Below are 26,991 nucleotides of genomic sequence, written 5' to 3' on the forward strand. Positions count from 1 at the left end.
GGGTATCCGTTTGCTTTATAAGGAGATGAGTTATGGTATTTACAGCAAAAAGCTCTAAAATAAATATAGAAGAAGTTCGTGCCTTGTCAAAATTAGAAGGTCAGGCTTTGGAGAGGAAATCACAGCGAGATCAAGAGCTAGAAGCCATTATACGTGGAGAAGACCAGCGAATTCTCTTGGTAATCGGGCCATGCTCATCTGACAACGAAGAAGCTGTCCTTGAATACGCTAAGCGTTTGGCAGTCCTACAAGAAGAAGTGGCAGATCGTATCTTTATGGTTATGCGTGTTTATACTGCCAAACCCCGTACCAACGGAGATGGCTATAAGGGCTTGATTCACCAGCCTAACGCGACAGAAGCGCCTAGTCTTATCAATGGAATCAAAGCCGTTCGCCATCTTCACTATCGTGTCATCACAGAAACAGGGATGACAACTGCTGATGAAATGCTTTATCCTGAAAACCTTCCGCTTGTAGATGATTTGATTTCTTACATGGCAGTTGGTGCCCGTTCAGTTGAAGACCAGCAACACCGCTTTGTGGCAAGTGGGGCAGGATTTTCTACTGGTTTTAAAAATCCAACCTCTGGAAATCTCAATGTCATGTTTAATGGGATTTATGCTGCTCAAAACAAACAAAGTTTCCTTTTCTTAGGAAAAGAAGTAGAAACAACTGGGAACCCGCTTTCACACGCTATTCTTCGTGGTGCTCTTAATGAGTATGGAAAAAATATTCCCAACTACTATTATGACAATTTAATTGATACCATTGCCCAGTATGAGAAAATGGGCTTGGAAAATCCTTTTATCATCATTGATACCAATCATGACAATTCTGGTAAGCAGTATATTGAACAGATCCGAATTGTCCGCCAGACCTTGATTAACCGTGCTTGGAATGAAAAAATTAAGCAGTTCGTTCGTGGTTTTATGATTGAGTCTTATCTGGAAGATGGTCGACAAAATGAGCCAGAAGTATTTGGTAAGTCTATCACAGACCCTTGCCTGGGTTGGGATAACACAGAAGCTCTTGTCAGAGAAATTTACAAAACGTTAGGAGAATAAGATGGCATTTATTGAAAAAGGTCAAGAAATCGATATGGAAGTCATCAAGGCTGAAACCCAATTGTCTGCGGAAGCCTTGAGACTCAAGGAAAGCCGTGACAGGGAATTGGCAGATATTATTTCAGGGGAAGATGACCGTATTCTCTTGGTGATTGGTCCTTGCTCTTCTGATAATGAAGAGGCGGTCTTGGAATATGCTCGCCGTTTATCCGCCTTGCAAAAGAAGGTAGCGGATAAGATTTTCATGGTCATGCGCGTGTATACTGCTAAGCCTCGTACCAATGGAGACGGCTATAAAGGATTAGTTCACCAGCCAGATACTTCTAAGGCTCCAAGCCTGATTAATGGCTTGCAGGCTGTGCGCCAGTTGCACTACCGCGTGATTACAGAGACTGGTTTGACAACGGCAGATGAGATGCTTTATCCGTCAAATCTGATCTTGGTGGATGACTTGGTCAGCTACCATGCCGTTGGAGCTCGTTCTGTGGAAGACCAAGAGCACCGCTTTGTGGCTTCTGGGATTGATGCACCAGTAGGGATGAAAAATCCAACCTCAGGAAATTTGGGTGTTATGTTTAACGCCATCTATGCTGCTCAAAACAAGCAAACCTTCCTTTATCATGGGCAGGAAGTTGAGACATCAGGTAATCCTTTGGCCCATGTTATCCTCCGTGGAGCAGTCAACGAGTATGGCAATTATATGCCGAATTACTACTATGAAAACCTACTCCAAGCCATTGAACGCTATGAAACCATGGGACTTGAAAATCCTTTTATCCTCATTGACACCAACCATGATAACTCAGGCAAGCAATATATGGAGCAGATTCGAATTGTTCGCCAGACCTTGCAGAATCGTGATTGGAATGAGAAAATTAAAAAGACGGTTCGAGGATTTATGATTGAATCTTACCTAGCAGATGGTCGTCAAAACCAACCAGAGGTCTTTGGTTGCTCTATTACTGACCCTTGCCTAGGTTGGGAAAATACAGAGGCCTTGGTAGAAGAGATTTATGTTACCTTGACAAAATAAGTGAAAAGGATGGAGTTGGGGAATCTCAACTCCTTTTGATGAGAATGATAGTTGGACACGGAATTGACATCGAAGAATTGGCTTCGATAGAAAGCGCAGTTACACGACATGAAGGATTTGCTAAGCGTGTACTGACCACTCAGGAAATGGAGCGCTTCACCAGTCTCAAAGGACGCAGGCAAATAGAATATTTAGCTGGTCGCTGGTCGGCTAAGGAGGCTTTTTCCAAGGCTATGGGAACGGGCATTAGCAAGCTGGGTTTTCAGGATTTGGAAGTCTTGAACAATGAACGTGGGGCGCCTTATTTTAGTCAGGCACCATTTTCAGGAAAGATTTGGTTGTCTATCAGCCACACCGATCAGTTTGTGACAGCCAGTGTCATTTTGGAGGAAAATCATGAAAGCTAGTCCACATAGACCAACCAAGGCTCTGATTCATCTGGGAGCTATTCGACAAAATATTCAGCAAATGGGGGCTCATATCCCTCAAGGAACGCTCAAGTTGGCTGTGGTTAAGGCCAATGCTTATGGTCATGGAGCTGTTGCCGTTGCCAAGGCAATTCAAGATGATGTTGATGGCTTTTGCGTTTCCAATATCGATGAAGCCATTGAACTCAGACAAGCTGGACTCAGCAAGCCAATCCTCATTTTAGGAGTTTCTGAAATCGAAGCTGTTGCTCTAGCTAAAGAATATGACTTCACCTTGACAGTGGCTGGACTGGAGTGGATTCAAGCACTCTTAGATAAGGAAGTGGACCTAACTGGATTGACAGTCCACCTCAAGATTGATTCAGGGATGGGACGGATTGGTTTTAGAGAGGCCAGTGAGGTTGAGCAGGCTCAAGATTTGCTCCAACAACACGGTGTTCGTGTTGAAGGAATCTTTACCCACTTTGCTACTGCTGATGAGGAATCAGATGACTATTTTAATGCCCAGTTAGAACGGTTTAAAACTATTTTAGCTAGTATGAAGGAAGTTCCAGAGCTGGTTCATGCTAGCAATTCTGCAACTACTCTTTGGCATGTAGAGACTATTTTCAATGCGGTTCGTATGGGAGATGCCATGTATGGCCTCAATCCAAGTGGAGCGGTCTTGGATTTGCCTTATGATTTGATACCGGCCTTGACCTTGGAGTCTGCTCTGGTTCATGTCAAGACAGTTCCAGCTGGAGCTTGCATGGGCTATGGAGCAACTTATCAAGCGGATAGCGAGCAAGTCATCGCGACCGTGCCAATCGGGTATGCAGATGGATGGACAAGAGACATGCAAAATTTCTCTGTCTTGGTAGATGGCCAAGCTTGCCCAATTGTCGGCAGGGTTTCGATGGACCAAATCACTATTCGATTGCCTAAGCCTTACCCACTCGGAACCAAGGTAACCTTGATTGGCTCCAATGGGGATAAGGAAATCACTGCAACTCAGGTAGCGACCTACCGCGTAACCATTAACTATGAGGTGGTTTGCCTCCTCAGCGACCGTATTCCGAGAGAATATTATTAGAAAAGAAAGGAGTGGAGCATGAATCTACATCAACCCTTGCATGTCTTGCCTGGTGTGGGACCAAAGTCAGCAGAAAAATACGCCAAACTAGGAATTGAAAACTTGCAAGATCTCTTGCTCTACTTTCCTTTCCGTTATGAAGACTTCAAAACCAAGCAGGTGCTGGAGCTGGAAGACGGTGAGAAGGCAGTTCTTTCTGGTCAGGTAGTGACTCCTGCTAGTGTCCAGTATTATGGTTTCAAGCGCAATCGCCTGCGTTTTAGTCTCAAGCAGGGAGAGGTCGTTTTTGCGGTGAATTTCTTTAACCAGCCCTATCTGGCTGATAAAATAGAGTTGGGAGCAACCCTTGCTGTCTTTGGAAAATGGGACCGCGCTAAGGCTAGTCTGACTGGGATGAAGGTTCTGGCTCAGGTAGAAGATGACCTCCAGCCTGTCTATCGTCTGGCTCAGGGAATCAGTCAGGCTAGTCTGGTCAAGGTCATCAAGACGGCTTTTGATCAGGGACTGGACCTCTTGATAGAAGAAAATCTGCCCCAGTCTTTACTAGACAAATACAAACTCATGTCCCGTTGTCAGGCAGTCCGTGCTATGCATTTTCCAAAGGATTTGGCAGAATACAAGCAGGCTCTTCGCCGTATAAAGTTTGAGGAACTCTTTTATTTCCAAATGCAGCTGCAGATGCTCAAGTCTGAAAATAGAGTTCAGGGAAGTGGTCTGGTTCTGAATTGGTCTCAGGAAAAAGTGACAGCAGTTAAAGTAAGTCTTCCTTTTGCCCTGACCCAAGCTCAGGAAAAGAGTTTGCAGGAAATTTTAACTGATATGAAGTCCGACCACCACATGAATCGTCTCCTACAAGGGGATGTGGGGAGTGGAAAAACGGTAGTCGCTGGCTTGGCCATGTTTGCGGCAGTGACAGCAGGTTATCAGGCTGCCCTAATGGTACCAACAGAAATCCTCGCAGAGCAACACTTTGAGAGTTTACAGAACCTTTTTCCCAATTTGAAACTGGCTCTCTTGACAGGTTCCTTGAAAGCTGCAGAAAAGAGAGAGGTCTTGGAGACCATTGCCAAGGGTGAGGCTGATTTGATTATCGGAACTCACGCTCTGATACAAGATGGGGTGGAGTATGCTCGTCTTGGTTTGATTATTATCGATGAGCAGCACCGTTTTGGTGTAGGGCAAAGGCGTATTTTACGGGAAAAAGGTGACAATCCAGATGTCCTCATGATGACGGCGACTCCCATTCCACGGACGCTTGCCATCACAGCCTTTGGAGATATGGATGTTTCCATTATCGACCAGATGCCAGCAGGTCGGAAGCCTATTGTGACGCGCTGGATCAAACATGAGCAACTACCTCAGGTCTTGACTTGGTTAGAGGGGGAAATTCAAAAAGGTTCCCAAGCCTATGTCATCTCTCCTTTGATTGAAGAATCAGAAGCTCTAGATTTGAAAAATGCCATTGCCTTATCAGAGGAGTTGACGACTCATTTTGCAGGCAAGGCAGAGGTGGCTCTTCTACATGGTAGGATGAAGAGTGACGAAAAAGACCAGATCATGCAGGATTTCAAGGAGAGAAAGACGGATATTCTGGTTTCGACGACGGTTATTGAGGTTGGGGTCAACGTTCCCAATGCGACTGTCATGATTATCATGGATGCCGATCGCTTCGGTCTCAGTCAACTTCACCAGCTTAGAGGTCGTGTCGGTCGGGGGGACAAGCAGTCCTACGCTGTTCTCGTTGCCAATCCCAAGACGGATTCTGGGAAAGACCGCATGCGCATCATGACAGAAACGACCAATGGATTTGTCCTTGCGGAGGAAGATTTGAAAATGCGTGGTTCTGGTGAGATTTTTGGAACCAGACAGTCAGGACTTCCAGAGTTCCAAGTGGCTGATATTATCGAAGATTTTCCGATTTTAGAAGAAGCAAGAAAGGTTGCTAGCTACATTAGTTCTATAGAAGCTTGGCAAGAAGATCCAGAGTGGCGCATGATTGCCCTTCATCTGGAAAAGAAAGAACATCTGGATTAAGCTTTCTCTAAGGAAAACTTAAGCTAGTTTTTAGGTTTGGCTCTTATACTAGAGTCATCAAAAAGAAACGAGGACTCTCATATGACAGTAACGATTAAAGTAAATTACCAAACCACTTTCCAAAAGAAGGAAGCAAAAAACTAGTATAAACAGAAGAGAGAGCGAAATGCTCTTTTTCGTTTCTAAAACTACTTTCAGCCCATCATCCTAAAAGTAAAGAATCTAAATTCACTTTCTATTTATCCTTCTTTCTTGCATTGATTACATAGATATGCTACAGTTGTGGTAACGATTACAAAATAAAAGGAGCATGCTATGAAAAATCCAGCTTTGCTAGAAGAAATTAAGACCTATAGAGGAAGGGATGAGGTTCCGGAAGACTTTGATGCTTTCTGGGATGGGGAAGTGAAAAATGTTTCCACGCTTCCATCCTACCACTTGGAGGAAAGAGATTTCCACATTCCTCAAGTCAAGTGCTATGAGTTAACATTTGAAGGAAGCAAGGAAGGAAAGGTCTATGCACGCATTGTTCTTCCAAAGAGTGAGGAGAAGGTTCCACTAATCTTCCATTTTCATGGTTATATGGGACGTGGCTGGGACTGGGCCGACATGCTGGGCTTCACCGTAGCTGGTTACGGTGTTGTTTCCATGGATGTGCGGGGCCAGTCAGGTTACTCACAAGACGGCTTGCGTTCTCCTTTAGGAAATACCGTGAAGGGGCATATTATCCGTGGTGCTATGGAAGGTCGGGACTACCTCTTTTATAAGGATGTTTATCTGGATATTTACCAGTTGGTCGAAATTGTTGCTAGTCTGTCTCAGGTTGATGAGAAGCGTCTTTCTAGCTATGGTGCCTCACAAGGAGGGGCTCTAGCTCTAGTTGCAGCAGCGCTCAATCCTCGAATTCAGAAAACAGTTGCCATTTATCCCTTCTTGTCAGACTTCAGACGGGTGATTGAGATTGGTAATACTAGCGAGGCTTACGACGAACTTTTCCGTTATTTCAAGTTTCACGACCCCTTCCATGAAACAGAGGAGGAAATCATGGCGACCCTTGCCTATATCGATGTCAAAAATCTTGCCCATCGTATCCAAGGTGAGGTTAAGATGATTACGGGCTTGGACGACAATGTTTGCTATCCCATTACCCAGTTTGCGATTTATAATCGTCTGACCTGCGATAAAACCTATCGCATCATGCCTGAGTATGCTCACGAAGCCATGAATGTATTTGTCAATGACCAAGTCTACAACTGGCTCTGTGGAAGTGAGATTCCTTTTAAATATCTAAAATAAGGAGTCGACTCTAAGCACAAAATCTTAAAACTTACAAACACGCATAGTATCAGGGGATTAAGAAAACTTGATACTATGCGTTTTATCATGGAAATATAGTGAAATGAAACAAGAACAGGACAAATCGATCAGGACAGTCAAATCGATTTCTAACAATGTTTTAGAAACAAATGTGTACTATTCTAATTTCAATCTATTATATTTATAGAATTTTTTGTTGCTAGATTTGTCAAATTGCTTAAAATAATTTTTTTCAGAAAGCAAAAGCCGATACCTATCGAGTAGGGTAGTTCTTGCTATCGTCAGGCTTGTCTGTAGGTGTTAATACTTTTCAAAAATCTCTTCAAACCACGTCAGCTTCGCCTTGCCGTATATATGTTACTGACTTCGTCAGTTCTATCTGCCACCTCAAAACGGTGTTTTGAGCTGACTTCGTCAGTTCTATCCACAACCTCAAAACAGTGTTTTGAGCATCATGCGGCTAGCTTCTTAGTTTGCTCTTTGATTTTCATTGAGTATAAAAACAGATGAGTTTCTGTTTTCTTTTTATGGACTATAAATGTTCAGCTGAAACTACTTTCAAGGACATTATTATATAAAAGAATTTTTTGAAACTAAAATCTACTATATTACACTATATTGAAAGCGTTTTAAAAATAAGGTATAATAAATTTATTAACACTTATAAAAAGTGATAGAATCTATCTTTATGTATATTTAAAGATAGATTGCTGTAAAAATAGTAGTAGCTATGCGAAATAACAGATAGAGAGAAGGGATTGAAGCTTAGAAAAGGGGAATAATATGATATTTAAGGCATTCAAGACAAAAAAGCAGAGAAAAAGACAAGTTGAACTACTTTTGACAGTTTTTTTCGACAGTTTTCTGATTGATTTATTTCTTCACTTATTTGGGATTGTCCCCTTTAAGCTGGATAAGATTCTGATTGTGAGCTTGATTATATTTCCCATTATTTCTACAAGTATTTATGCTTATGAAAAGCTATTTGAAAAAGTGTTCGATAAGGATTGAGCAGGAAGTATGGTGTAAATAGCATAAGCTGATGTCCATCATTTGCTTATAAAGAGATAGTTTAGTTTAATTGCAGCGGTGTCCTGGTAGATAAACTAGATTGGCAGGAGTCTGATTGGAGAAAGGAGAGGGGAAATTTGGCACCAATTTGAGATAGTTTGTTTAGTTCATTTTTGTCATTTAAATGAACTGTAGTAAAAGAAAATTAATAAAAGACAAACTAAGTGCATTTTCTGGAATAAATGTCTTATTTCAGAAATCGGGATATAGATATAGAGAGGATCAGTATGAATCGGAGTGTTCAAGAACGTAAGTGTCGTTATAGCATTAGGAAACTATCGGTAGGAGCGGTTTCTATGATTGTAGGAGCAGTGGTATTTGGAACGTCTCCTGTTTTAGCTCAAGAAGGGGCAAGTGAGCAACCTCTGGCAAATGAAACTCAACTTTCGGGGGAGAGCTCAACCCTAACTGATACAGAAAAGAGCCAGCCTTCTTCAGAGACTGAACTTTCTGGCAATAAGCAAGAACAAGAAAGGAAAGATAAGCAAGAAGAAAAAATTCCAAGAGATTACTATGCACGAGATTTGGAAAATGTCGAAACAGTGATAGAAAAAGAAGATGTTGAAACCAATGCTTCAAATGGTCAGAGAGTTGATTTATCAAGTGAACTAGATAAACTAAAGAAACTTGAAAACGCAACAGTTCACATGGAGTTTAAGCCAGATGCCAAGGCCCCAGCATTCTATAATCTCTTTTCTGTGTCAAGTGCTACTAAAAAAGATGAGTACTTCACTATGGCAGTTTACAATAATACTGCTACTCTAGAGGGGCGTGGTTCGGATGGGAAACAGTTTTACAATAATTACAACGATGCACCCTTAAAAGTTAAACCAGGTCAGTGGAATTCTGTGACTTTCACAGTTGAAAAACCGACAGCAGAACTACCTAAAGGCCGAGTGCGCCTCTACGTAAACGGGGTATTATCTCGAACAAGTCTGAGATCTGGCAATTTCATTAAAGATATGCCAGATGTAACGCATGTGCAAATCGGAGCAACCAAGCGTGCCAACAATACGGTTTGGGGGTCAAATCTACAGATTCGGAATCTCACTGTGTATAATCGTGCTTTAACACCAGAAGAAGTACAAAAACGTAGTCAACTTTTTAAACGCTCAGATTTAGAAAAAAAACTACCTGAAGGAGCGGCTTTAACAGAGAAAACGGACATATTCGAAAGCGGGCGTAACGGTAACCCAAATAAAGATGGAATAAAGAGTTATCGTATTCCAGCACTTCTCAAGACAGATAAAGGAACTTTGATCGCAGGTGCAGATGAACGCCGTCTCCATTCGAGTGACTGGGGTGATATCGGTATGGTCATCAGACGTAGTGAAGATAATGGAAAGACATGGGGTGACCGAGTAACCATTACCAACTTACGTGACAATCCAAAAGCTTCTGACCCATCGATCGGTTCACCAGTGAATATCGATATGGTGTTGGTTCAAGATCCTGAAACCAAACGAATCTTTTCTATCTATGACATGTTCCCAGAAGGGAAGGGAATCTTTGGAATGTCTTCACAAAAAGAAGAAGCCTACAAAGAAATCGATGGAAAAACCTATCAAATCCTCTATCGTGAAGGAGAAAAGGGAGCTTATACCATTCGAGAAAATGGTACTGTCTATACACCAGATGGTAAGGCGACAGACTATCGCGTTGTTGTAGATCCTGTTAAACCAGCCTATAGCGACAAGGGTGATCTATACAAGGGTGACCAATTACTAGGCAATATCTACTTCACAACAAACAAAACTTCTCCATTTAGAATTGCCAAGGATAGCTACCTATGGATGTCCTACAGTGATGACGACGGGAAGACATGGTCAGCTCCTCAAGATATTACTCCGATGGTCAAAGCCGATTGGATGAAATTCTTGGGTGTAGGTCCTGGAACAGGAATTGTACTTCGGAATGGGCCTCACAAGGGACGGATTTTGATACCGGTTTATACGACTAATAATGTATCTCACTTAAATGGCTCGCAATCTTCTCGTGTCATCTATTCAGATGATCATGGAAAAACTTGGCATGCTGGAGAAGCGGTCAACGATAACCGTCAGGTAGACGGTCAAAAGATCCACTCTTCTACGATGAACAATAAACGTGCGCAAAATACAGAATCAACGGTGGTACAACTAAACAATGGAGATGTTAAACTCTTTATGCGTGGTTTGACTGGAGATCTTCAGGTTGCTACAAGTAAAGACGGAGGAGTGACTTGGGAGAAGGATATCAAACGTTATCCACAGGTTAAAGATGTCTATGTTCAAATGTCTGCTATCCATACGATGCACGAAGGAAAAGAATACATCATCCTCAGTAATGCAGGTGGACCGAAACGTGAAAATGGGATGGTCCACTTGGCACGTGTCGAAGAAAATGGTGAGTTGACTTGGCTCAAACACAATCCAATTCAAAAAGGAGAGTTTGCCTATAATTCGCTCCAAGAATTAGGAAATGGGGAGTATGGCATCTTGTATGAACATACTGAAAAAGGACAAAATGCCTATACCCTATCATTTAGAAAATTTAATTGGGACTTTTTGAGCAAAGATCTGATTTCTCCTACCGAAGCGAAAGTGAAGCGAACTAGAGAGATGGGCAAAGGAGAGATGGGCAAAGGAGTTATTGGCTTGGAGTTCGACTCAGAAGTATTGGTCAACAAGGCTCCAACCCTTCAATTGGCAAATGGTAAAACAGCGACTTTCCTAACCCAGTATGATAGCAAGACCTTGTTATTTGCAGTAGATAAGGAAGATATCGGACAGGAAATTATTGGTATAGCTAAAGGAAGCATCGAAAGTATGCATAATCTTCCTGTAAATCTAGCAGGTGCCAGAGTTCCTGGCGGAGTAAATGGTAGCAAAGCAGCGGTGCATGAAGTTCCAGAATTTACAGGGGGAGTTAATGGTACAGAGCCAGCTGTTCATGAAATCGCAGAGTATAAGGGATCTGATTCGCTTGTAACTCTTACTACAAAAGAAGATTATACTTACAAAGCTCCTCTTGCTCAGCAGGCACTTCCTGAAACAGGAAACAAGGAGAGTGACCTCCTAGCTTCACTAGGACTAACAGCTTTCTTCCTTGGTCTGTTTACGCTAGGGAAAAAGAGAGAACAATAAGAGAAGAATTCTAAACATTTGATTTTGTAAAAATAGAAGGAGATAGCAGGTTTTCAAGCCTGCTATCTTTTTTTGATAACATTCAAGCTGATACGAAATCATAAGAGGTCTGAAACTACTTTCAGAGTAGTCTGTTCTATAAAATATAGTAGATTGAAATAAGATGTGAACAACTCTATCAGGAAAGTCAAATTAATTTATAGAAAAATTTTAGCAGTCAAGGTGTACTGTTATAGATTCAATATATTATGCGACTATTAACCTTGTCTTCTCCTAAAATTGACTTTCTTGTTTTCTTATCTTGTCCACTCGAAACAAGTATTGTAAGAATTTGATTATTTTTGAAAGTACTTTTAATATACTTGATATAGTTAAAAAAGATTTGAAACTAAATTCCAAATTAGAAAAAGACTTGAAATACTAAAAAAAAAAGTATACTTTAATTGAAAACGGTAACAAAACTAATTTAGAGAATGAAATATAGAGTATTTCTCTCTTAAAAGTTTTTGGTGAAACGAGATGTAGAAAGGAGATTTAGCCAAAGAGTCTATTAGTGCTAGAATAATAGATTAGAATTATTTTAGAAAAACGAAGTGAGCAGCTTATAAATTCAAGTCCCCAAATAGATTCATACTAGTATCTTTTGCAAAAAATAAAGGGCGACTTCCTTCATGAATATCAATTTCATCTATAAGGAAGGTAGCTAATTGAACTAACTTATTTATTCTGTTTGTCGCTAGAAAAATCAGACCTCCTTGTGAAGATTGAGGAGATACTTAATGAAAATCAAAGAAGAAACTAGCAAGCTAGTAGCAGATTGCCCAAAACACCGCTTTGAGGTTGTAGATAAGACTGACCTATATAATCCAAGGTGAAGCGACTGTGGTTTGAAGAGATTTTCAAAGAGTATAGGCTAGAGAGTAGTGTTTTTATGTCCTTCTAGTAGAAAATGCTAGACAGAAGAATGGGGAACTTGGATAGGAAAAATAGATTGAGAAAGGAGGTTAGAAGAGATGATTATTACAAAAATTAGCCGTTTAGGAACTTATGTGGGAGTAAATCCACATTTTGCAACATTAATAGATTTTCTAGAAAAAACAGGACTAGAAAATTTAACAGAAGGTTCGATTGCTATCGATGGTAATCGATTGTTTGGGAATTGCTTTACTTATCTAGCAGATGGTCAAGCAGGGGATTTCTTTGAAACACACCAAAAATATTTGGATATTCATTTAGTTTTGGAAAACGAAGAAGCCATGGCTGTTACATCACCGGAAAATGTAAGCGTTACCCAAGAATATGATGAAGAGAAAGATATTGAATTATACACAGGGAAAGTGGAACAGTTGGTTCATTTGAGAGCTGGCGAATGCCTCATCACTTTTCCAGAAGATTTACATCAACCCAAGGTTCGTATAAATGATGAACCTGTGAAAAAAGTTGTCTTTAAAGTTGCGATTTCTTAATGTAGAAAGAGAAGAACGATGAAAAAAATGAGAAAGTTTTTATGTCTAGCTGGAATTGCGCTAGCGGCTGTTGCCTTGGTAGCTTGTTCAGGAAAAAAAGAAGCTACAACTAGTACTGAACCACCAACAGAATTATCTGGTGAGATTACAATGTGGCACTCCTTTACTCAAGGACCCCGTTTAGAAAGTATTCAAAAATCAGCAGATGCTTTCATGCAAAAGCATCCAAAAACGAAAATCAAGATTGAAACATTTTCTTGGAATGACTTCTATACTAAATGGACTACAGGTTTAGCAAATGGAAATGTGCCAGATATCAGTACAGCTCTTCCTAACCAAGTAATGGAAATGGTCAACTCAGATGCTTTGGTTCCGCTAAATGATTCTATCAAGCGTATTGGACAAGATAAATTTAACGAAACTGCCTTAAATGAAGCAAAAATCGGAGATGATTACTACTCTGTTCCTCTTTATTCACATGCACAAGTCATGTGGGTTAGAACAGATTTGTTAAAAGAACATAATATTGAGGTTCCTAAAACTTGGGATCAACTCTATGAAGCTTCTAAAAAATTGAAAGAAGCTGGAGTTTATGGCTTGTCTGTTCCGTTTGGAACAAATGACTTAATGGCAACACGTTTCTTGAACTTCTACGTACGTAGTGGCGGAGGAAGCCTCTTAACAAAAGATCTTAAAGCAGACTTGACAAGCCAACTTGCTCAAGATGGTATTAAATACTGGGTTAAATTGTATAAAGAAATCTCACCTCAAGATTCTTTGAACTTTAATGTCCTTCAACAAGCTACCTTGTTCTATCAAGGAAAAACAGCATTTGACTTTAACTCTGGCTTCCATATCGGAGGAATTAATGCCAACAGTCCTCAATTGATTGATTCGATTGATGCTTATCCTATTCCAAAAATCAAAGAGTCTGATAAAGACCAAGGAATTGAAACCTCAAACATTCCAATGGTTGTTTGGAAAAATTCAAAACATCCAGAAGTTGCTAAAGCATTCTTAGAAGCACTTTATAATGAAGAAGACTACGTTAAATTCCTTGATTCAACTCCAGTAGGTATGTTGCCAACTATTAAGGGGATTAGCGATTCTGCAGCCTATAAAGAAAATGAAACTCGTAAGAAATTTAAACATGCTGAAGAAGTAATTACTGAAGCTGTTAAAAAAGGTACTGCTATTGGTTATGAAAATGGGCCAAGTGTACAAGCTGGTATGTTGACTAACCAACACATTATTGAACAAATGTTCCAAGATATCATTACAAATGGAACAGATCCTATGAAAGCAGCAAAAGAAGCAGAAAAACAATTAAATGATTTATTTGAGGCTGTTCAGTAGATGTAAAAGACTAGAAAATAGGTGGGCTAGTGAGCTGAAAAGCTCTAGCCCAATCTTGTAAAAGAAGGGAGAAGGAGAATGGTTAAAGAACGTAATTTAACTCGCTGGATATTTGTTTTGCCAGCTATGATTATCGTAGGATTACTCTTTGTTTATCCGTTTTTCTCGAGTATTTTTTATAGCTTTACCAATAAGCATTTGATTATGCCTAATTATAAATTTGTTGGTTTGGCTAACTATAAAGCTGTGCTATCAGATCCCAACTTCTTTAATGCGTTCTTTAATTCAATTAAGTGGACCATTTTCTCATTAGTTGGTCAAGTTTTAGTAGGGTTTGTATTGGCTTTAGCTCTTCACAGAGTACGCCACTTCAAGAAATTATATAGGACCTTATTGATTGTTCCTTGGGCATTTCCTACCATCGTTATTGCCTTCTCTTGGCAGTGGATTCTAAACGGGGTTTATGGCTACTTACCTAATCTAATCGTAAAATTAGGTTTAATGGAACATACACCTGCATTTTTGACAGATAGTACATGGGCATTCCTATGTTTGGTGTTTATCAACATTTGGTTTGGAGCACCAATGATTATGGTTAATGTGCTTTCAGCTTTGCAAACAGTACCAGAAGAACAATTTGAGGCTGCTAAGATAGATGGTGCTTCAAGTTGGCAGGTGTTCAAGTTTATCGTCTTTCCACATATTAAAGTGGTTGTAGGACTTCTAGTTGTTTTGAGAACTGTATGGATCTTTAATAACTTTGACATTATCTACCTCATTACTGGTGGTGGACCAGCCAATGCTACAACGACGCTTCCAATTTTTGCTTACAACCTGGGCTGGGGAACTAAATTGTTGGGTCGTGCTTCAGCAGTTACAGTATTGCTCTTTATCTTCTTGGTGGCGATTTGCTTTATCTACTTTGCTATCATCAGTAAGTGGGAAAAGGAGGGTAGAAAATAATGAAGAAGAAATCCGGTATTTATTTAGATATTCTCTCACATGTACTTTTAGTTGGTGCGACCATCGTTGCAGTTTTCCCATTGGTATGGATTATCATATCTTCTGTCAAAGGGAAAGGGGAATTAACTCAGTATCCAACACGATTTTGGCCTGAACAGTTTACATTAGATTATTTCACTCATGTTATCAACGATTTGCACTTCATTGATAACATTCGAAACAGTTTAATCATTGCCTTGGCTACAACCCTTATTGCGATTATTATTTCTGCTATGGCAGCCTATGGTATTGTTCGATTCTTTCCTAAATTGGGAGCAATCATGTCGAGACTACTCGTCATTACCTATATTTTCCCACCAATTTTGTTAGCAATTCCCTATTCAATTGCCATTGCTAAAGTTGGGTTAACAAATAGTTTATTTGGCTTGATGATGGTTTATCTATCTTTTAGTGTTCCATATGCAGTTTGGCTCTTAGTTGGATTTTTCCAAACAGTTCCAATTGGAATTGAAGAAGCGGCTAGAATTGATGGTGCAAATAAATTTGTTACGTTTTATAAAGTTGTGCTACCGATTGTAGCACCAGGTATTGTAGCAACAGCTATTTATACATTTATCAATGCTTGGAATGAATTCCTGTATGCCTTGATTTTGATTAACAATACAGGAAAGATGACAGTAGCAGTAGCCCTTCGTTCACTTAATGGTTCAGAAATACTAGACTGGGGAGATATGATGGCAGCGTCTGTTATTGTAGTTCTTCCATCAATTATTTTCTTCTCTATCATCCAAAATAAGATTGCAAGTGGATTATCAGAAGGATCTGTGAAGTAGACGAAAGAAGGAAAAAAATGAATAAAAGAGGTCTTTATTCAAAACTAGGAATTTCTGTTGTAGGCATTAGTCTTTTAATGGGAGTTCCCACTTTGATTCATGCGAATGAATTAAACTATGGTCAACTGTCCATATCTCCTATTTTTCAAGGAGGTTCATATCAACTGAACAATAAGAGTATAGATATCAGCTCTTTGTTATTAGATAAATTGTCTGGAGAGAGTCAGACAGTAGTAATGAAATTTAAAGCAGATGAACCAAACTCTCTTCAAGCTTTGTTTGGCCTATCTAATAGTAAAGCAGGCTTTAAAAATAATTACTTTTCAATTTTCATGAGAGATTCTGGTGAGATAGGTGTAGAAATAAGAGACGCCCAAAAGGGAATAAATTATTTATTTTCCAGACCAGCTTCATTATGGGGAAAACATAAAGGACAGGCAGTTGAAAATACACTAGTATTTGTATCTGATTCTAAAGATAAAACATACACAATGTATGTTAATGGAATAGAAGTGTTCTCTGAAACAGTTGATACATTTTTGCCAATTTCAAATATAAATGGTATAGATAAGGCAACACTAGGAGCTGTTAATCGTGAAGGTAAGGAACATTACCTCGCAAAAGGAAGTATTGATGAAATCAGTCTATTTAACAAAGCAATTAGTGATCAGGAAGTTTCAAATATTCCCTTGTCAAATCCATTTCAGTTAATTTTCCAATCAGGAGATTCTACTCAAGCTAACTATTTTAGAATACCGACACTATATACATTAAGTAGTGGAAGAGTTCTATCAAGTATTGATGCACGTTATGGTGGGACTCATGATTCTAAAAGTAAGATTAATATTGCCACTTCTTATAGTGATGATAATGGGAAAACGTGGAGTGAGCCAATTTTTGCTATGAAGTTTAATGACTATGAGGAGCAGTTAGTTTACTGGCCACGAGATAATAAATTAAAGAATAGTCAAATTAGTGGAAGTGCTTCATTCATAGATTCATCCATTGTTGAAGATAAAAAATCTGGGAAAACGATATTACTAGCTGATGTTATGCCTGCGGGTATTGGAAATAATAATGCAAATAAAGCCGACTCAGGTTTTAAAGAAATAAATGGTCATTATTATTTAAAACTAAAGAAGAATGGAGATAACGATTTCCGTTATACAGTTAGAGAAAATGGTGTCGTTTATGATGAAACAACTAATAAACCTACAAATTATACTATAAATGATAAGTATGAAGTTTTGGAGGGAGGAAAGTCTTTAACAGTCGAACAATATTCGGTTGATTTTGATAGTGGCTCTTTAAGAGAAAAACATAATGGAAAACAGGTCCCTATGAATGTTTTCTACAAAGATTCGTTATTTAAAGTGACTCCTACTAATTATATAGCAATGACAACTAGTCAGAATAGAGGAGAGAGTTGGGAACAATTTAAGTTGTTGCCTCCGTTCTTAGGAGAAAAACATAATGGAACTTACTTATGTCCCGGACAAGGTTTAGCATTAAAATCAAGTAACAGATTGATTTTTGCAACATATACTAGTGGAGAACTAACCTATCTCATTTCTGATGATAGTGGTCAAACATGGAAGAAATCCTCAGCTTCAATTCCGTTTAAAAATGCAACAGCAGAAGCACAAATGGTTGAACTGAGAGATGGTGTGATTAGAACATTCTTTAGAACCACTACAGGTAAGATAGCTTATATGACTAGTAGAGATTCTGGAGAAACATGGTCGAAAGTTTCGTATATTGATGGAATCCAACAAACTTCATATGGCACACAAGTATCTGCAATTAAATACTCTCAATTAATTGATGGAAAAGAAGCAGTCATTTTGAGTACACCAAATTCTAGAAGTGGCCGTAAGGGAGGTCAATTAGTTGTCGGTTTAGTTAATAAAGAAGATGATAGTATTGATTGGAAATACCACTATGATATTGATTTGCCTTCGTATGGTTATGCCTATTCTGCGATTACAGAATTGCCAAATCATCACATAGGTGTACTGTTTGAAAAATATGATTCGTGGTCGAGAAATGAATTGCATTTAAGCAATGTAGTTCAGTATATAGATTTGGAAATTAATGATTTAACAAAATAAAGGAGAAAAACATGGTTAAATACGGTGTTGTTGGAGCAGGGTATTTTGGAGCTGAATTGGCTCGCTACATGCAAAAAAATGATGGAGCAGAGATTACTCTTCTCTATGATCCAAATAATGCAGAGGCGATTGCAGAAGAATTGGGAGCAAAAGTAGCAAGTTCCTTAGATGAGTTGGTTTCTAGCGATGAAGTAGACTGTGTTATCGTCGCAACTCCAAATAATCTTCATAAGGAACCGGTTATTAAGGCTGCACAGCATGGTAAAAATGTTTTCTGTGAAAAACCAATTGCGCTTTCTTATCAAGATTGTCGCGAGATGGTAGATGCGTGTAAAGAAAACAATGTAACCTTTATGGCAGGACATATTATGAATTTCTTTAATGGTGTTCATCATGCAAAAGAACTCATTAATCAAGGAGTTATCGGAGACGTTCTATATTGTCATACAGCTCGTAATGGTTGGGAAGAACAACAACCGTCAGTATCATGGAAAAAAATTCGTGAAAAATCAGGTGGTCACTTGTATCACCACATCCATGAATTGGATTGCGTTCAATTCCTTATGGGGGGCATGCCTGAAACTGTAACCATGACAGGTGGAAATGTGGCCCATGAAGGTGAACATTTCGGTGATGAAGATGATATGATTTTTGTCAATATGGAATTTTCTAATAAGCGTTTTGCCTTGTTAGAATGGGGTTCAGCTTATCGTTGGGGTGAACATTATGTCTTAATCCAAGGAAGCAAAGGTGCCATCCGCTTAGACTTATTCAACTGTAAAGGAACTCTTAAGCTAGATGGGCAAGAAAGCTATTTCTTGATTCACGAATCGCAAGAAGAAGATGATGATCGGACTCGTATCTATCATAGTACAGAGATGGATGGAGCAATTGCTTATGGTAAACCAGGTAAACGTACTCCATTATGGCTATCATCTGTCATTGATAAAGAAATGCGCTATCTGCATGAGATTATGGAAGGAGCTCCAGTATCAGAAGAATTTGCAAAACTTTTGACAGGTGAAGCTGCCCTAGAAGCAATTGCTACTGCAGATGCTTGTACCCAGTCTATGTTTGAAGATCGCAAAGTAAAATTGTCAGAAATTGTAAAATAAATTTTGGTATTCTCCTATTATAGGTCGACTTGCTCCTCTGAAAGTACTTTTAGAGGAGCTGTTTGACTTTGCTAGTTTTTGAAACTGAAATCTATTATACTACAAACTATTGAAAGCGTTTTAATTTTAAGGTATAATAATCTCATAGAAATAAAGAAAAGGAGGAAAGAGGATGCCACAGATTAGCAAAGAAGCCTTGATTGAGCAAATCAAAGATGGAATCATCGTTTCTTGTCAGGCTCTTCCTCATGAACCGCTTTATACAGAAGCGGGAGGGGTGATTCCCTTGCTGGTCAAAGCGGCTGAGCAAGGTGGAGCAGTCGGTATCCGAGCAAACAGTGTTCGCGATATCAAGGAAATTAAGGAAGTCACTAAACTTCCAATCATTGGGATTATCAAACGTGATTATCCACCTCAGGAACCCTTCATCACGGCTACTATGAAAGAAGTTGATGAATTGGCAGAACTGGACATCGAGGTGATTGCTCTGGATTGTACCAAGCGTGAACGCTACGATGGTTTGGAAATTCAAGAGTTCATTCGTCAGGTTAAGGAGAAATATCCTAATCAGCTTTTGATGGCTGATACTAGTATCTTCGAAGAAGGGCTAGCAGCTGTAGAAGCAGGAATTGACTTTGTCGGAACAACCTTATCAGGCTACACATCCTACAGTCCAAAAGTAGACGGTCCAGATTTTGAATTGATTAAGAAACTCTGTGATGCCGGTGTAGATGTCATTGCAGAAGGAAAAATTCATACACCAGAACAAGCCAAACAAATCCTTGAATATGGAGTGCGAGGCATCGTTGTTGGTGGCGCCATTACTAGACCAAAAGAGATTACAGAACGCTTCGTTGCTAGTCTTAAATAAGATGTGAGAGGGAGTTTTATGTTTAAAGTTTTACAAAAAGTTGGAAAAGCTTTTATGTTACCTATAGCTATACTTCCTGCAGCAGGTCTACTTTTGGGGATTGGTGGTGCACTTTCAAACCCAACCACGATAGCAACTTATCCAATACTAGACAATAGTATTTTTCAATCGATATTCCAAGTAATGAGCTCTGCAGGAGAGGTTGTATTCAGTAATTTGTCACTACTTCTCTGTGTGGGATTATGTATTGGCTTAGCGAAACGAGATAAAGGAACCGCTGCGTTAGCAGGAGTAACTGGTTACTTAGTTATGACTGCAACGATCAAAGCTTTGGTAAAACTTTTTATGGCAGAAGGATCTGCAATTGATACTGGAGTTATTGGAGCATTAGTTGTCGGAATAGTTGCCGTATATTTGCACAACCGATATAACAATATTCAATTACCTTCCGCTTTAGGATTCTTTGGAGGTTCACGCTTCGTTCCTATTGTTACATCGTTCTCTTCTATCTTGATTGGCTTTGTCTTCTTTGTTATTTGGCCACCTTTCCAACAACTTCTTGTTTCTACAGGTGGATATATTTCTCAGGCGGGTCCAATTGGAACTTTTCTATATGGATTTTTAATGAGACTTTCTGGAGCAGTAGGCTTACATCATATAATTTACCCTATGTTTTGGTATACTGAACTTGGTGGTGTTGAAACTGTTGCAGGACAAACAGTGGTTGGAGCTCAAAAAATATTTTTTGCTCAATTAGCCGATCCGGCCCATTCTGGATTATTTACAGAAGGAACAAGGTTTTTTGCAGGTCGTTTCTCAACAATGATGTTCGGTTTACCGGCTGCCTGTTTAGCGATGTACCATAGTGTTCCTAAAAATCGTCGTAAAAAATACGCGGGTTTGTTTTTTGGAGTTGCTTTAACATCTTTTATTACCGGTATTACAGAACCAATTGAATTTATGTTTCTATTCGTCAGTCCGGTTCTATATGTTGTTCACGCATTCCTTGATGGTGTTAGCTTCTTTATTGCAGACGTCTTAAATATTTCAATAGGAAACACATTTTCAGGAGGTGTAATCGATTTCACTTTATTTGGAATTTTGCAGGGGAACGCTAAGACGAATTGGGTTCTTCAGATTCCAATTGGACTTATTTGGAGTGTTTTGTATTATATTATTTTTAGATGGTTCATTACTCAATTCAACGTTCTAACGCCAGGACGAGGAGAAGAAGTAGATTCTAAAGAAATTTCTGAATCCGCAGATTCAACTTCAAATACTGCAGATTATTTAAAACAGGATAGCCTACAAATTATCAGAGCCTTGGGTGGATCAAATAATATAGAAGATGTAGATGCTTGTGTGACACGTTTACGTGTAGCTGTAAAAGAAGTTAATCAAGTTGATAAAGCACTTTTAAAACAAATTGGTGCAGTTGATGTCTTAGAAGTGAAGGGTGGCATTCAAGCAATCTATGGAGCAAAAGCAATCTTATATAAAAATAGTATTAATGAAATTTTAGGTGTAGATGATTAAGTACTTACTGACTTAATAAAAAACAGAGGAGAGTGATGGATGAGTAGGATGAAATGAAATCGCATACAAGAAATAAAGAACTCATTATCCAAGTTGGATACGCTTATTACATAGGAGAATACAAATGAAATTTAGAAAATTAGCTTGTACAGTACTTGCGGGTGCTGCGGTTCTTGGTCTTGCTGCTTGTGGCAATTCTGGCGGAAGTAAAGATGCTGCCAAATCAGGTGGTGACGGTGCCAAAACAGAAATCACTTGGTGGGCATTCCCAGTATTTACCCAAGAAAAAACTGGTGACGGTGTTGGAACTTATGAAAAATCAATCATCGAAGCGTTTGAAAAAGCAAACCCAGATATAAAAGTGAAATTGGAAACCATCGACTTCAAGTCAGGTCCTGAAAAAATCACAACAGCCATCGAAGCAGGAACAGCTCCAGACGTACTCTTTGATGCACCAGGACGTATCATCCAATACGGTAAAAACGGTAAATTGGCTGAGTTGAATGACCTCTTCACAGATGAATTTGTTAAAGATGTCAACAATGAAAACATCGTACAAGCAAGTAAAGCTGGAGACAAGGCTTATATGTATCCGATTAGTTCTGCCCCATTCTACATGGCAATGAACAAGAAAATGTTAGAAGATGCTGGAGTAGCAAACCTTGTAAAAGAAGGTTGGACAACTGATGATTTTGAAAAAGTATTGAAAGCACTTAAAGACAAGGGTTACACACCAGGTTCATTGTTCAGTTCTGGTCAAGGGGGAGACCAAGGAACACGTGCCTTTATCTCTAACCTTTATAGCGGTTCTGTAACAGATGAAAAAGTTAGCAAATATACAACTGATGATCCTAAATTCGTCAAAGGTCTTGAAAAAGCAACTAGCTGGATTAAAGACAATTTGATCAATAATGGTTCACAATTTGACGGTGGGGCAGATATCCAAAACTTTGCCAACGGTCAAACATCTTACACAATCCTTTGGGCACCAGCTCAAAATGGTATCCAAGCTAAACTTTTAGAAGCAAGTAAGGTAGAAGTGGTAGAAGTACCATTCCCATCAGACGAAGGTAAGCCAGCTCTTGAATACCTTGTAAACGGATTTGCAGTATTCAACAATAAAGACGACAAGAAAGTCGCTGCATCTAAGAAATTCATCCAGTTTATCGCAGATGACAAAGAGTGGGGACCTAAAGACGTAGTTCGTACAGGTGCTTTCCCAGTCCGTACTTCATTTGGAAAACTTTATGAAGACAAACGCATGGAAACAATCAGCGGCTGGACTCAATACTACTCACCATACTACAACACTATTGATGGATTTGCTGAAATGAGAACACTTTGGTTCCCAATGTTGCAATCTGTATCAAATGGTGACGAAAAACCAGCGGATGCTTTGAAAGCCTTCACTGAAAAAGCAAACGAAACAATCAAAAAAGCTATGAAACAATAGTCCTTAGTTATTCTATAAAAAGTAGTTTTTTAAAGAACCTAAGAGTGTATACCCCCTTTTCCCTCTACACAGATAGTGTAAGAAAAGGGGGCTTTTGTTTAAAATGTAAGAAACTGTCACGAAATTAAAATGAAGTTCTTACATAAGCGAATCATAAAAAATTTCATTTTGATTTTAAAACAGTTCAAGAAAGTCAAAAAATTATTCTATTTGAAAGAGAGGTGCCGACTGTGAAAGTCAATAAAATCCGTATGCGGGAAACAGTGATTTCCTACGCTTTCCTAGCACCAGTATTATTCTTCTTTGTCATCTTTGTGTTGGCTCCGATGGTGATGGGCTTCATTACAAGTTTCTTTAACTACTCAATGACTAAATTTGAGTTTGTAGGCTTGGATAACTATATCCGTATGTTTAAAGATCCTGTCTTTACAAAATCTCTGATTAACACAGTTATTTTGGTTATTGGATCTGTACCAGTTGTTGTTCTATTCTCACTCTTTGTAGCATCTCAGACCTATCATCAAAATGTCATTGCCAGATCTTTCTACCGTTTCGTCTTCTTCCTTCCTGTTGTAACGGGTAGTGTTGCCGTGACAGTTGTTTGGAAATGGATTTATGACCCACTATCAGGGATTCTAAACTTTGTCCTTAAGTCAAGCCACATCATCAGCCAAAACATTTCTTGGTTGGGAGATAAAAACTGGGCATTGATGGCGATTATGATTATTCTCTTGACCACTTCAGTTGGTCAGCCCATCATCCTTTATATCGCTGCCATGGGGAATATTGACAATTCACTGGTTGAAGCGGCGCGTGTTGATGGTGCAACTGAGTTTCAAGTTTTCTGGAAGATTAAATGGCCAAGCCTTCTTCCAACAACTCTTTATATTGCAATCATCACAACAATTAACTCATTCCAGTGTTTCGCCTTGATTCAGCTTTTGACATCTGGTGGTCCAAACTACTCAACAAGTACCTTGATGTACTACCTTTACGAAAAAGCCTTCCAATTGACAGAATACGGCTATGCCAACACAATTGGTGTCTTCTTGGCAGTCATGATTGCTATCGTAAGCTTTGTTCAATTTAAAGTACTTGGAAACGACGTAGAATACTAAAGAAAGGAGACAGCTATGCAATCTACAGAAAAAAAACCATTAACAGCCTTTACTGTTATTTCAACAATCATTTTGCTCTTGTTGACTGTGCTGTTCATCTTTCCATTCTACTGGATTTTGACAGGGGCATTCAAATCACAACCTGATACAATTGTTATTCCTCCTCAGTGGTTCCCTAAAATGCCAACCATGGAAAACTTCCAACAACTCATGGTGCAGAACCCTGCCTTGCAATGGATGTGGAACTCAGTATTTATCTCATTGGTAACCATGTTCTTAGTCTGTGCAACCTCATCTCTAGCAGGTTATGTATTGGCTAAAAAACGTTTCTATGGTCAACGCATTCTATTTGCTATCTTTATCGCTGCTATGGCACTTCCAAAACAAGTTGTCCTTGTACCATTGGTACGTATCGTCAACTTCATGGGAATCCACGATACTCTCTGGGCAGTTATCTTGCCTTTGATTGGATGGCCATTCGGTGTCTTCCTCATGAAACAGTTCAGTGAAAATATCCCTACAGAGTTGCTTGAATCAGCTAAAATCGACGGTTGTGGTGAGATTCGTACCTTCTGGAGTGTAGCCTTCCCGATTGTGAAACCAGGGTTTGCAGCCCTTGCAATCTTTACCTTCATCAATACTTGGAATGACTACTTCATGCAATTGGTAATGTTGACTTCACGTAACAATTTGACCATCTCACTTGGGGTTGCGACCATGCAGGCTGAAATGGCAACCAACTATGGTTTGATTATGGCAGGAGCTGCCCTTGCTGCTGTTCCAATCGTCACAGTCTTCCTAGTCTTCCAAAAATCCTTCACACAGGGTATTACTATGGGAGCGGTCAAAGGATAATACTCTGCGAAAATCGAATGCAAACTACGTCAGCTTCACCTTGCCATACTTAAGTATTGCCTGTGGTTAGCTTCCTAGTTTGTTCTTCAATTTTCATTGAGTATAGGAAAATCAATCTATCAAGATACAGAAGTATATTTTATAGATTTAGAGAATATAGAAGTTATAAGTGTCTACAAAATGGAGGGTATGCAGTTACTTTATGAAGTTTTGTCAGACACTTATCAACTTAAGAATGGTTTTAGTTAACTATCAGAAACGAAGGAAAGAGTATGATTTTTGACGATTTGAAAAACATCACCTTTTACAAAGGGATTCATCCCAATTTAGACAAGGCTATCGACTACCTCTACCAACATCGTAAAGATTCATTCGAATTAGGAAAGTATGAGATTGATGGAGATAAAGTCTTTCTAGTTGTTCAGGAAAATGTCCTCAATCAAGTTGAGAATAATCAATTTGAACACCATAAGAACTATGCAGATTTGCATTTGCTGATAGAAGGGCATGAATATTCGAGCTACGGTTCACGTATCAAAGACGAGGCAGTAGCATTCGACGAAGCGAGTGACATTGGCTTTGTTCATTGTTATGAACACTACCCACTCTTATTGGGTTATCACAATTTTGCGATTTTCTTCCCAGGTGAGCCACATCAGCCAAATGGTTATGCAGGCATGGAAGAAAAGGTTCGAAAATATCTCTTTAAAATCTTGATTGATTAAAAATAGGATGAATTGTTTTTTTGTAAAGCTTTGACAATACTCTACCATGAAATTGATCTTTGTGAGGTAGGGAAATGAGAATAAAATATTTAAAAATTGGTATCTTCTTGTCAGTCTGTGTATGCTACAAGAGCTAGTTTCTTGGATGGACAGGGAATTACAGTTGATGAGATGGCTTGGATAATTAGGGGCATTGTGAATGCATTGATTGGTAGATACATAAAATTAGGTACTTATGCGGCTAAGTATGGTATTAGTATGGCGCGTTCTATCTTAAATAGGGCAGCTGCAACTGCGGCAGCAAGAGTAGGATTATTGACTAAGATTTTTGGATGGATTTTACGAATAGCTGTGCTCGCAGCTGATGTATATGGTAATTTTGCCAACAATATTGCTGTAGCTTGGGATGCACATGATAAAATCCCTAACAATGGTCGTATAAACTTTTAAAATGCGAGAATGAAAGCACTTTGTATTTTTTTATTGAATATGTTAGCTTGGACAGTGCTTGCAATGATAATCCGTGGAGGGCTAGATGGATTTGATAGGCATACTTGGAGTACTATTTTAATTGCTTCGCTGTTCGGGGTATATGATTATAAGCCCATAGATAAAAATAGAAAAAAGTCCAAAAGAAAAAAGAAAAAATAGATTTGTTCATGGTAGGGACTTATGAAAGCTTTACTGACAAAAAAGAAAACAGTTTACAAAGAAAAATGATGGAGGAGCAAACATGGCACAAAAAGGAGTAAGCCTTATCAAGGCAGCATTTGATACAGACAACTTTCTCATGCGTTTTAGTGAGAAAGTCTTGGACATCGTGACAGCCAATCTTCTTTTTGTCGTCTCTTGTTTGCCCATCGTGACGATTGGAGTGGCTAAAATCAGCCTCTACGAGACCATGTTCGAAGTTAAGAAGAGCAGACGGGTGCCTGTTTTTAAAATCTATCTAAGATCTTTCAAGCAAAATCTGAAACTAGGTCTTCAGCTGGGTTTAATGGAGTTAGGAATTGTGTTTCTTACCCTTTCAGATCTCTATCTTTTCTGGGGTCAAACAGCTCTGCCCTTCCAATTGCTGAAAGCTATTTGTCTAGGCATTCTGATTTTCCTTACGATTGTGATGTTGGCTAGCTATCCAATCGCGGCACGTTATGATTTAACTTGGAAAGAAGTGTTACAAAAAGGGCTTATCTTGGCAAGTTTTAACTTTCCTTGGTTCTTCCTCATGTTAGCCATTCTTGTCCTCATTGTGATGGTTCTTTATCTGTCTGCCTTCAGTCTACTCTTAGGTGGCTCAGTCTTCCTGCTTTTTGGGTTTGGACTATTGGTCTTTATCCAGACTGGATTGATGGAGAAAATTTTCGCAAAATACCAATAGGAGCCTTATTTCTGAAACTACTTTCAAAGGCTCCAAACGCTATTCTATAAGCGAGAAACTAAAATCT

At 39.1% G+C, this 26,991-nt stretch carries 23 protein-coding genes; all 23 read left to right on the plus strand.

All coding sequences use genetic code 11. The features are described 5' to 3' along the window. The first annotated feature begins 32 nt into the window (after nt 1-32). The gene (locus tag AT689_RS05665) at nt 33-1,064 is read left to right on the plus strand and encodes a 3-deoxy-7-phosphoheptulonate synthase (RefSeq protein WP_000232209.1); all 1,032 of its coding nucleotides are present in this window, start codon (nt 33-35) and stop codon (nt 1,062-1,064) included. Nucleotide 1,065: 1 nt separating this feature from the next. Beyond that, nucleotides 1,066-2,097 (plus strand): 3-deoxy-7-phosphoheptulonate synthase, encoded by a 1,032-nt coding sequence (locus tag AT689_RS05670; RefSeq protein ID WP_000864061.1) that lies wholly within the window; start codon nt 1,066-1,068, stop codon nt 2,095-2,097. A 44-nt stretch (nt 2,098-2,141) separates the two neighbouring features. Further along, entirely contained in the window at nt 2,142-2,504 is a 363-nt protein-coding gene (gene acpS / locus AT689_RS05675) for a holo-ACP synthase (RefSeq protein WP_000635011.1), read from the plus strand. Next, nucleotides 2,494-3,597, plus strand: coding sequence for an alanine racemase (alr, locus tag AT689_RS05680; RefSeq protein WP_000648081.1), 1,104 nt, complete (start codon nt 2,494-2,496; stop codon nt 3,595-3,597). Before acpS ends, alr begins: the two co-directional genes overlap by 11 nt. A gap of 18 nt (nt 3,598-3,615) precedes the next feature. After that, entirely contained in the window at nt 3,616-5,631 is a 2,016-nt protein-coding gene (gene recG / locus AT689_RS05685) for an ATP-dependent DNA helicase RecG (protein WP_001048751.1), read from the plus strand. Nucleotides 5,632-5,946: 315 nt separating this feature from the next. Next, nucleotides 5,947-6,927 (plus strand): acetylxylan esterase, encoded by a 981-nt coding sequence (locus tag AT689_RS05690; protein WP_000795120.1) that lies wholly within the window; start codon nt 5,947-5,949, stop codon nt 6,925-6,927. Nucleotides 6,928-7,731: 804 nt separating this feature from the next. Beyond that, the gene (locus AT689_RS05695; protein WP_000576349.1) at nt 7,732-7,959 is read left to right on the plus strand and encodes a hypothetical protein; all 228 of its coding nucleotides are present in this window, start codon (nt 7,732-7,734) and stop codon (nt 7,957-7,959) included. Between the two features lie 287 nt (nt 7,960-8,246). Next, complete coding sequence (nanA, locus tag AT689_RS05700) at nt 8,247-11,144, plus strand: LPXTG-anchored neuraminidase NanA (protein ID WP_130883206.1); 2,898 nt, start codon at nt 8,247-8,249, stop codon at nt 11,142-11,144. A 1,013-nt stretch (nt 11,145-12,157) separates the two neighbouring features. Continuing rightward, the gene (locus tag AT689_RS05705) at nt 12,158-12,610 is read left to right on the plus strand and encodes a YhcH/YjgK/YiaL family protein (protein ID WP_000587478.1); all 453 of its coding nucleotides are present in this window, start codon (nt 12,158-12,160) and stop codon (nt 12,608-12,610) included. Between the two features lie 18 nt (nt 12,611-12,628). Beyond that, entirely contained in the window at nt 12,629-13,966 is a 1,338-nt protein-coding gene (locus AT689_RS05710) for an ABC transporter substrate-binding protein (protein WP_000738763.1), read from the plus strand. Nucleotides 13,967-14,044: 78 nt separating this feature from the next. Then, nucleotides 14,045-14,929, plus strand: coding sequence for a carbohydrate ABC transporter permease (locus tag AT689_RS05715; protein ID WP_000237985.1), 885 nt, complete (start codon nt 14,045-14,047; stop codon nt 14,927-14,929). Then, complete coding sequence (locus AT689_RS05720; protein WP_000730333.1) at nt 14,929-15,762, plus strand: carbohydrate ABC transporter permease; 834 nt, start codon at nt 14,929-14,931, stop codon at nt 15,760-15,762. Before AT689_RS05715 ends, AT689_RS05720 begins: the two co-directional genes overlap by 1 nt. Nucleotides 15,763-15,779: 17 nt before the next feature. After that, nucleotides 15,780-17,873, plus strand: a complete 2,094-nt coding sequence (gene nanB, locus AT689_RS05725) for a neuraminidase NanB (RefSeq protein WP_001042164.1) — start codon at nt 15,780-15,782, stop codon at nt 17,871-17,873. Between the two features lie 11 nt (nt 17,874-17,884). Continuing rightward, nucleotides 17,885-18,988: a Gfo/Idh/MocA family protein gene (locus AT689_RS05730; protein WP_000241729.1), complete on the plus strand. Its 1,104-nt coding sequence runs from the start codon at nt 17,885-17,887 to the stop codon at nt 18,986-18,988. 172 nt (nt 18,989-19,160) lie between these two features. Beyond that, nucleotides 19,161-19,859 (plus strand): N-acetylmannosamine-6-phosphate 2-epimerase, encoded by a 699-nt coding sequence (locus AT689_RS05735; RefSeq protein WP_001135651.1) that lies wholly within the window; start codon nt 19,161-19,163, stop codon nt 19,857-19,859. A gap of 18 nt (nt 19,860-19,877) precedes the next feature. Next, nucleotides 19,878-21,395 (plus strand): PTS transporter subunit EIIC, encoded by a 1,518-nt coding sequence (locus AT689_RS05740; protein WP_000477450.1) that lies wholly within the window; start codon nt 19,878-19,880, stop codon nt 21,393-21,395. A 124-nt stretch (nt 21,396-21,519) separates the two neighbouring features. Continuing rightward, nucleotides 21,520-22,848: an ABC transporter substrate-binding protein gene (locus AT689_RS05745; RefSeq protein WP_000672121.1), complete on the plus strand. Its 1,329-nt coding sequence runs from the start codon at nt 21,520-21,522 to the stop codon at nt 22,846-22,848. Between the two features lie 251 nt (nt 22,849-23,099). Further along, nucleotides 23,100-23,966, plus strand: coding sequence for a carbohydrate ABC transporter permease (locus AT689_RS05750; protein WP_001821805.1), 867 nt, complete (start codon nt 23,100-23,102; stop codon nt 23,964-23,966). Nucleotides 23,967-23,981: 15 nt separating this feature from the next. After that, entirely contained in the window at nt 23,982-24,821 is an 840-nt protein-coding gene (locus tag AT689_RS05755) for a carbohydrate ABC transporter permease (protein ID WP_001192007.1), read from the plus strand. 272 nt (nt 24,822-25,093) lie between these two features. Then, complete coding sequence (locus AT689_RS05760; protein WP_000575458.1) at nt 25,094-25,546, plus strand: YhcH/YjgK/YiaL family protein; 453 nt, start codon at nt 25,094-25,096, stop codon at nt 25,544-25,546. A 171-nt stretch (nt 25,547-25,717) separates the two neighbouring features. Continuing rightward, nucleotides 25,718-25,996 carry a hypothetical protein gene (locus AT689_RS05765; RefSeq protein WP_001842512.1) on the plus strand — a complete coding sequence of 93 codons (279 nt, stop codon included), beginning with the start codon at nt 25,718-25,720 and terminating at the stop codon, nt 25,994-25,996. A 9-nt stretch (nt 25,997-26,005) separates the two neighbouring features. Beyond that, nucleotides 26,006-26,197, plus strand: coding sequence for a hypothetical protein (locus AT689_RS13430; protein ID WP_001811772.1), 192 nt, complete (start codon nt 26,006-26,008; stop codon nt 26,195-26,197). Nucleotides 26,198-26,279: 82 nt separating this feature from the next. Next, a complete protein-coding gene (locus tag AT689_RS05775; protein ID WP_000057490.1) occupies nt 26,280-26,924 on the plus strand; it encodes a YesL family protein in 645 nt (214 codons plus the stop codon). The last annotated feature ends 67 nt before the right edge of the window (nt 26,925-26,991 follow it).

This window comes from Streptococcus pneumoniae (assembly GCF_001457635.1).
GTDB lineage: Bacteria > Bacillota > Bacilli > Lactobacillales > Streptococcaceae > Streptococcus > Streptococcus pneumoniae.

Coding starts and splice junctions, on each gene's coding strand:
- AT689_RS05665 (WP_000232209.1), top strand. CDS start 33: ATGGTATTTACAGCAAAAAGCTCTAAAATAAATATAGAAGAAGTTCGT.
- AT689_RS05670 (WP_000864061.1), top strand. CDS start 1,066: ATGGCATTTATTGAAAAAGGTCAAGAAATCGATATGGAAGTCATCAAG.
- acpS (WP_000635011.1), top strand. CDS start 2,142: ATGATAGTTGGACACGGAATTGACATCGAAGAATTGGCTTCGATAGAA.
- alr (WP_000648081.1), top strand. CDS start 2,494: ATGAAAGCTAGTCCACATAGACCAACCAAGGCTCTGATTCATCTGGGA.
- recG (WP_001048751.1), top strand. CDS start 3,616: ATGAATCTACATCAACCCTTGCATGTCTTGCCTGGTGTGGGACCAAAG.
- AT689_RS05690 (WP_000795120.1), top strand. CDS start 5,947: ATGAAAAATCCAGCTTTGCTAGAAGAAATTAAGACCTATAGAGGAAGG.
- AT689_RS05695 (WP_000576349.1), top strand. CDS start 7,732: ATGATATTTAAGGCATTCAAGACAAAAAAGCAGAGAAAAAGACAAGTT.
- nanA (WP_130883206.1), top strand. CDS start 8,247: ATGAATCGGAGTGTTCAAGAACGTAAGTGTCGTTATAGCATTAGGAAA.
- AT689_RS05705 (WP_000587478.1), top strand. CDS start 12,158: ATGATTATTACAAAAATTAGCCGTTTAGGAACTTATGTGGGAGTAAAT.
- AT689_RS05710 (WP_000738763.1), top strand. CDS start 12,629: ATGAAAAAAATGAGAAAGTTTTTATGTCTAGCTGGAATTGCGCTAGCG.
- AT689_RS05715 (WP_000237985.1), top strand. CDS start 14,045: ATGGTTAAAGAACGTAATTTAACTCGCTGGATATTTGTTTTGCCAGCT.
- AT689_RS05720 (WP_000730333.1), top strand. CDS start 14,929: ATGAAGAAGAAATCCGGTATTTATTTAGATATTCTCTCACATGTACTT.
- nanB (WP_001042164.1), top strand. CDS start 15,780: ATGAATAAAAGAGGTCTTTATTCAAAACTAGGAATTTCTGTTGTAGGC.
- AT689_RS05730 (WP_000241729.1), top strand. CDS start 17,885: ATGGTTAAATACGGTGTTGTTGGAGCAGGGTATTTTGGAGCTGAATTG.
- AT689_RS05735 (WP_001135651.1), top strand. CDS start 19,161: ATGCCACAGATTAGCAAAGAAGCCTTGATTGAGCAAATCAAAGATGGA.
- AT689_RS05740 (WP_000477450.1), top strand. CDS start 19,878: ATGTTTAAAGTTTTACAAAAAGTTGGAAAAGCTTTTATGTTACCTATA.
- AT689_RS05745 (WP_000672121.1), top strand. CDS start 21,520: ATGAAATTTAGAAAATTAGCTTGTACAGTACTTGCGGGTGCTGCGGTT.
- AT689_RS05750 (WP_001821805.1), top strand. CDS start 23,100: ATGCGGGAAACAGTGATTTCCTACGCTTTCCTAGCACCAGTATTATTC.
- AT689_RS05755 (WP_001192007.1), top strand. CDS start 23,982: ATGCAATCTACAGAAAAAAAACCATTAACAGCCTTTACTGTTATTTCA.
- AT689_RS05760 (WP_000575458.1), top strand. CDS start 25,094: ATGATTTTTGACGATTTGAAAAACATCACCTTTTACAAAGGGATTCAT.
- AT689_RS05765 (WP_001842512.1), top strand. CDS start 25,718: ATGGCTTGGATAATTAGGGGCATTGTGAATGCATTGATTGGTAGATAC.
- AT689_RS13430 (WP_001811772.1), top strand. CDS start 26,006: ATGAAAGCACTTTGTATTTTTTTATTGAATATGTTAGCTTGGACAGTG.
- AT689_RS05775 (WP_000057490.1), top strand. CDS start 26,280: ATGGCACAAAAAGGAGTAAGCCTTATCAAGGCAGCATTTGATACAGAC.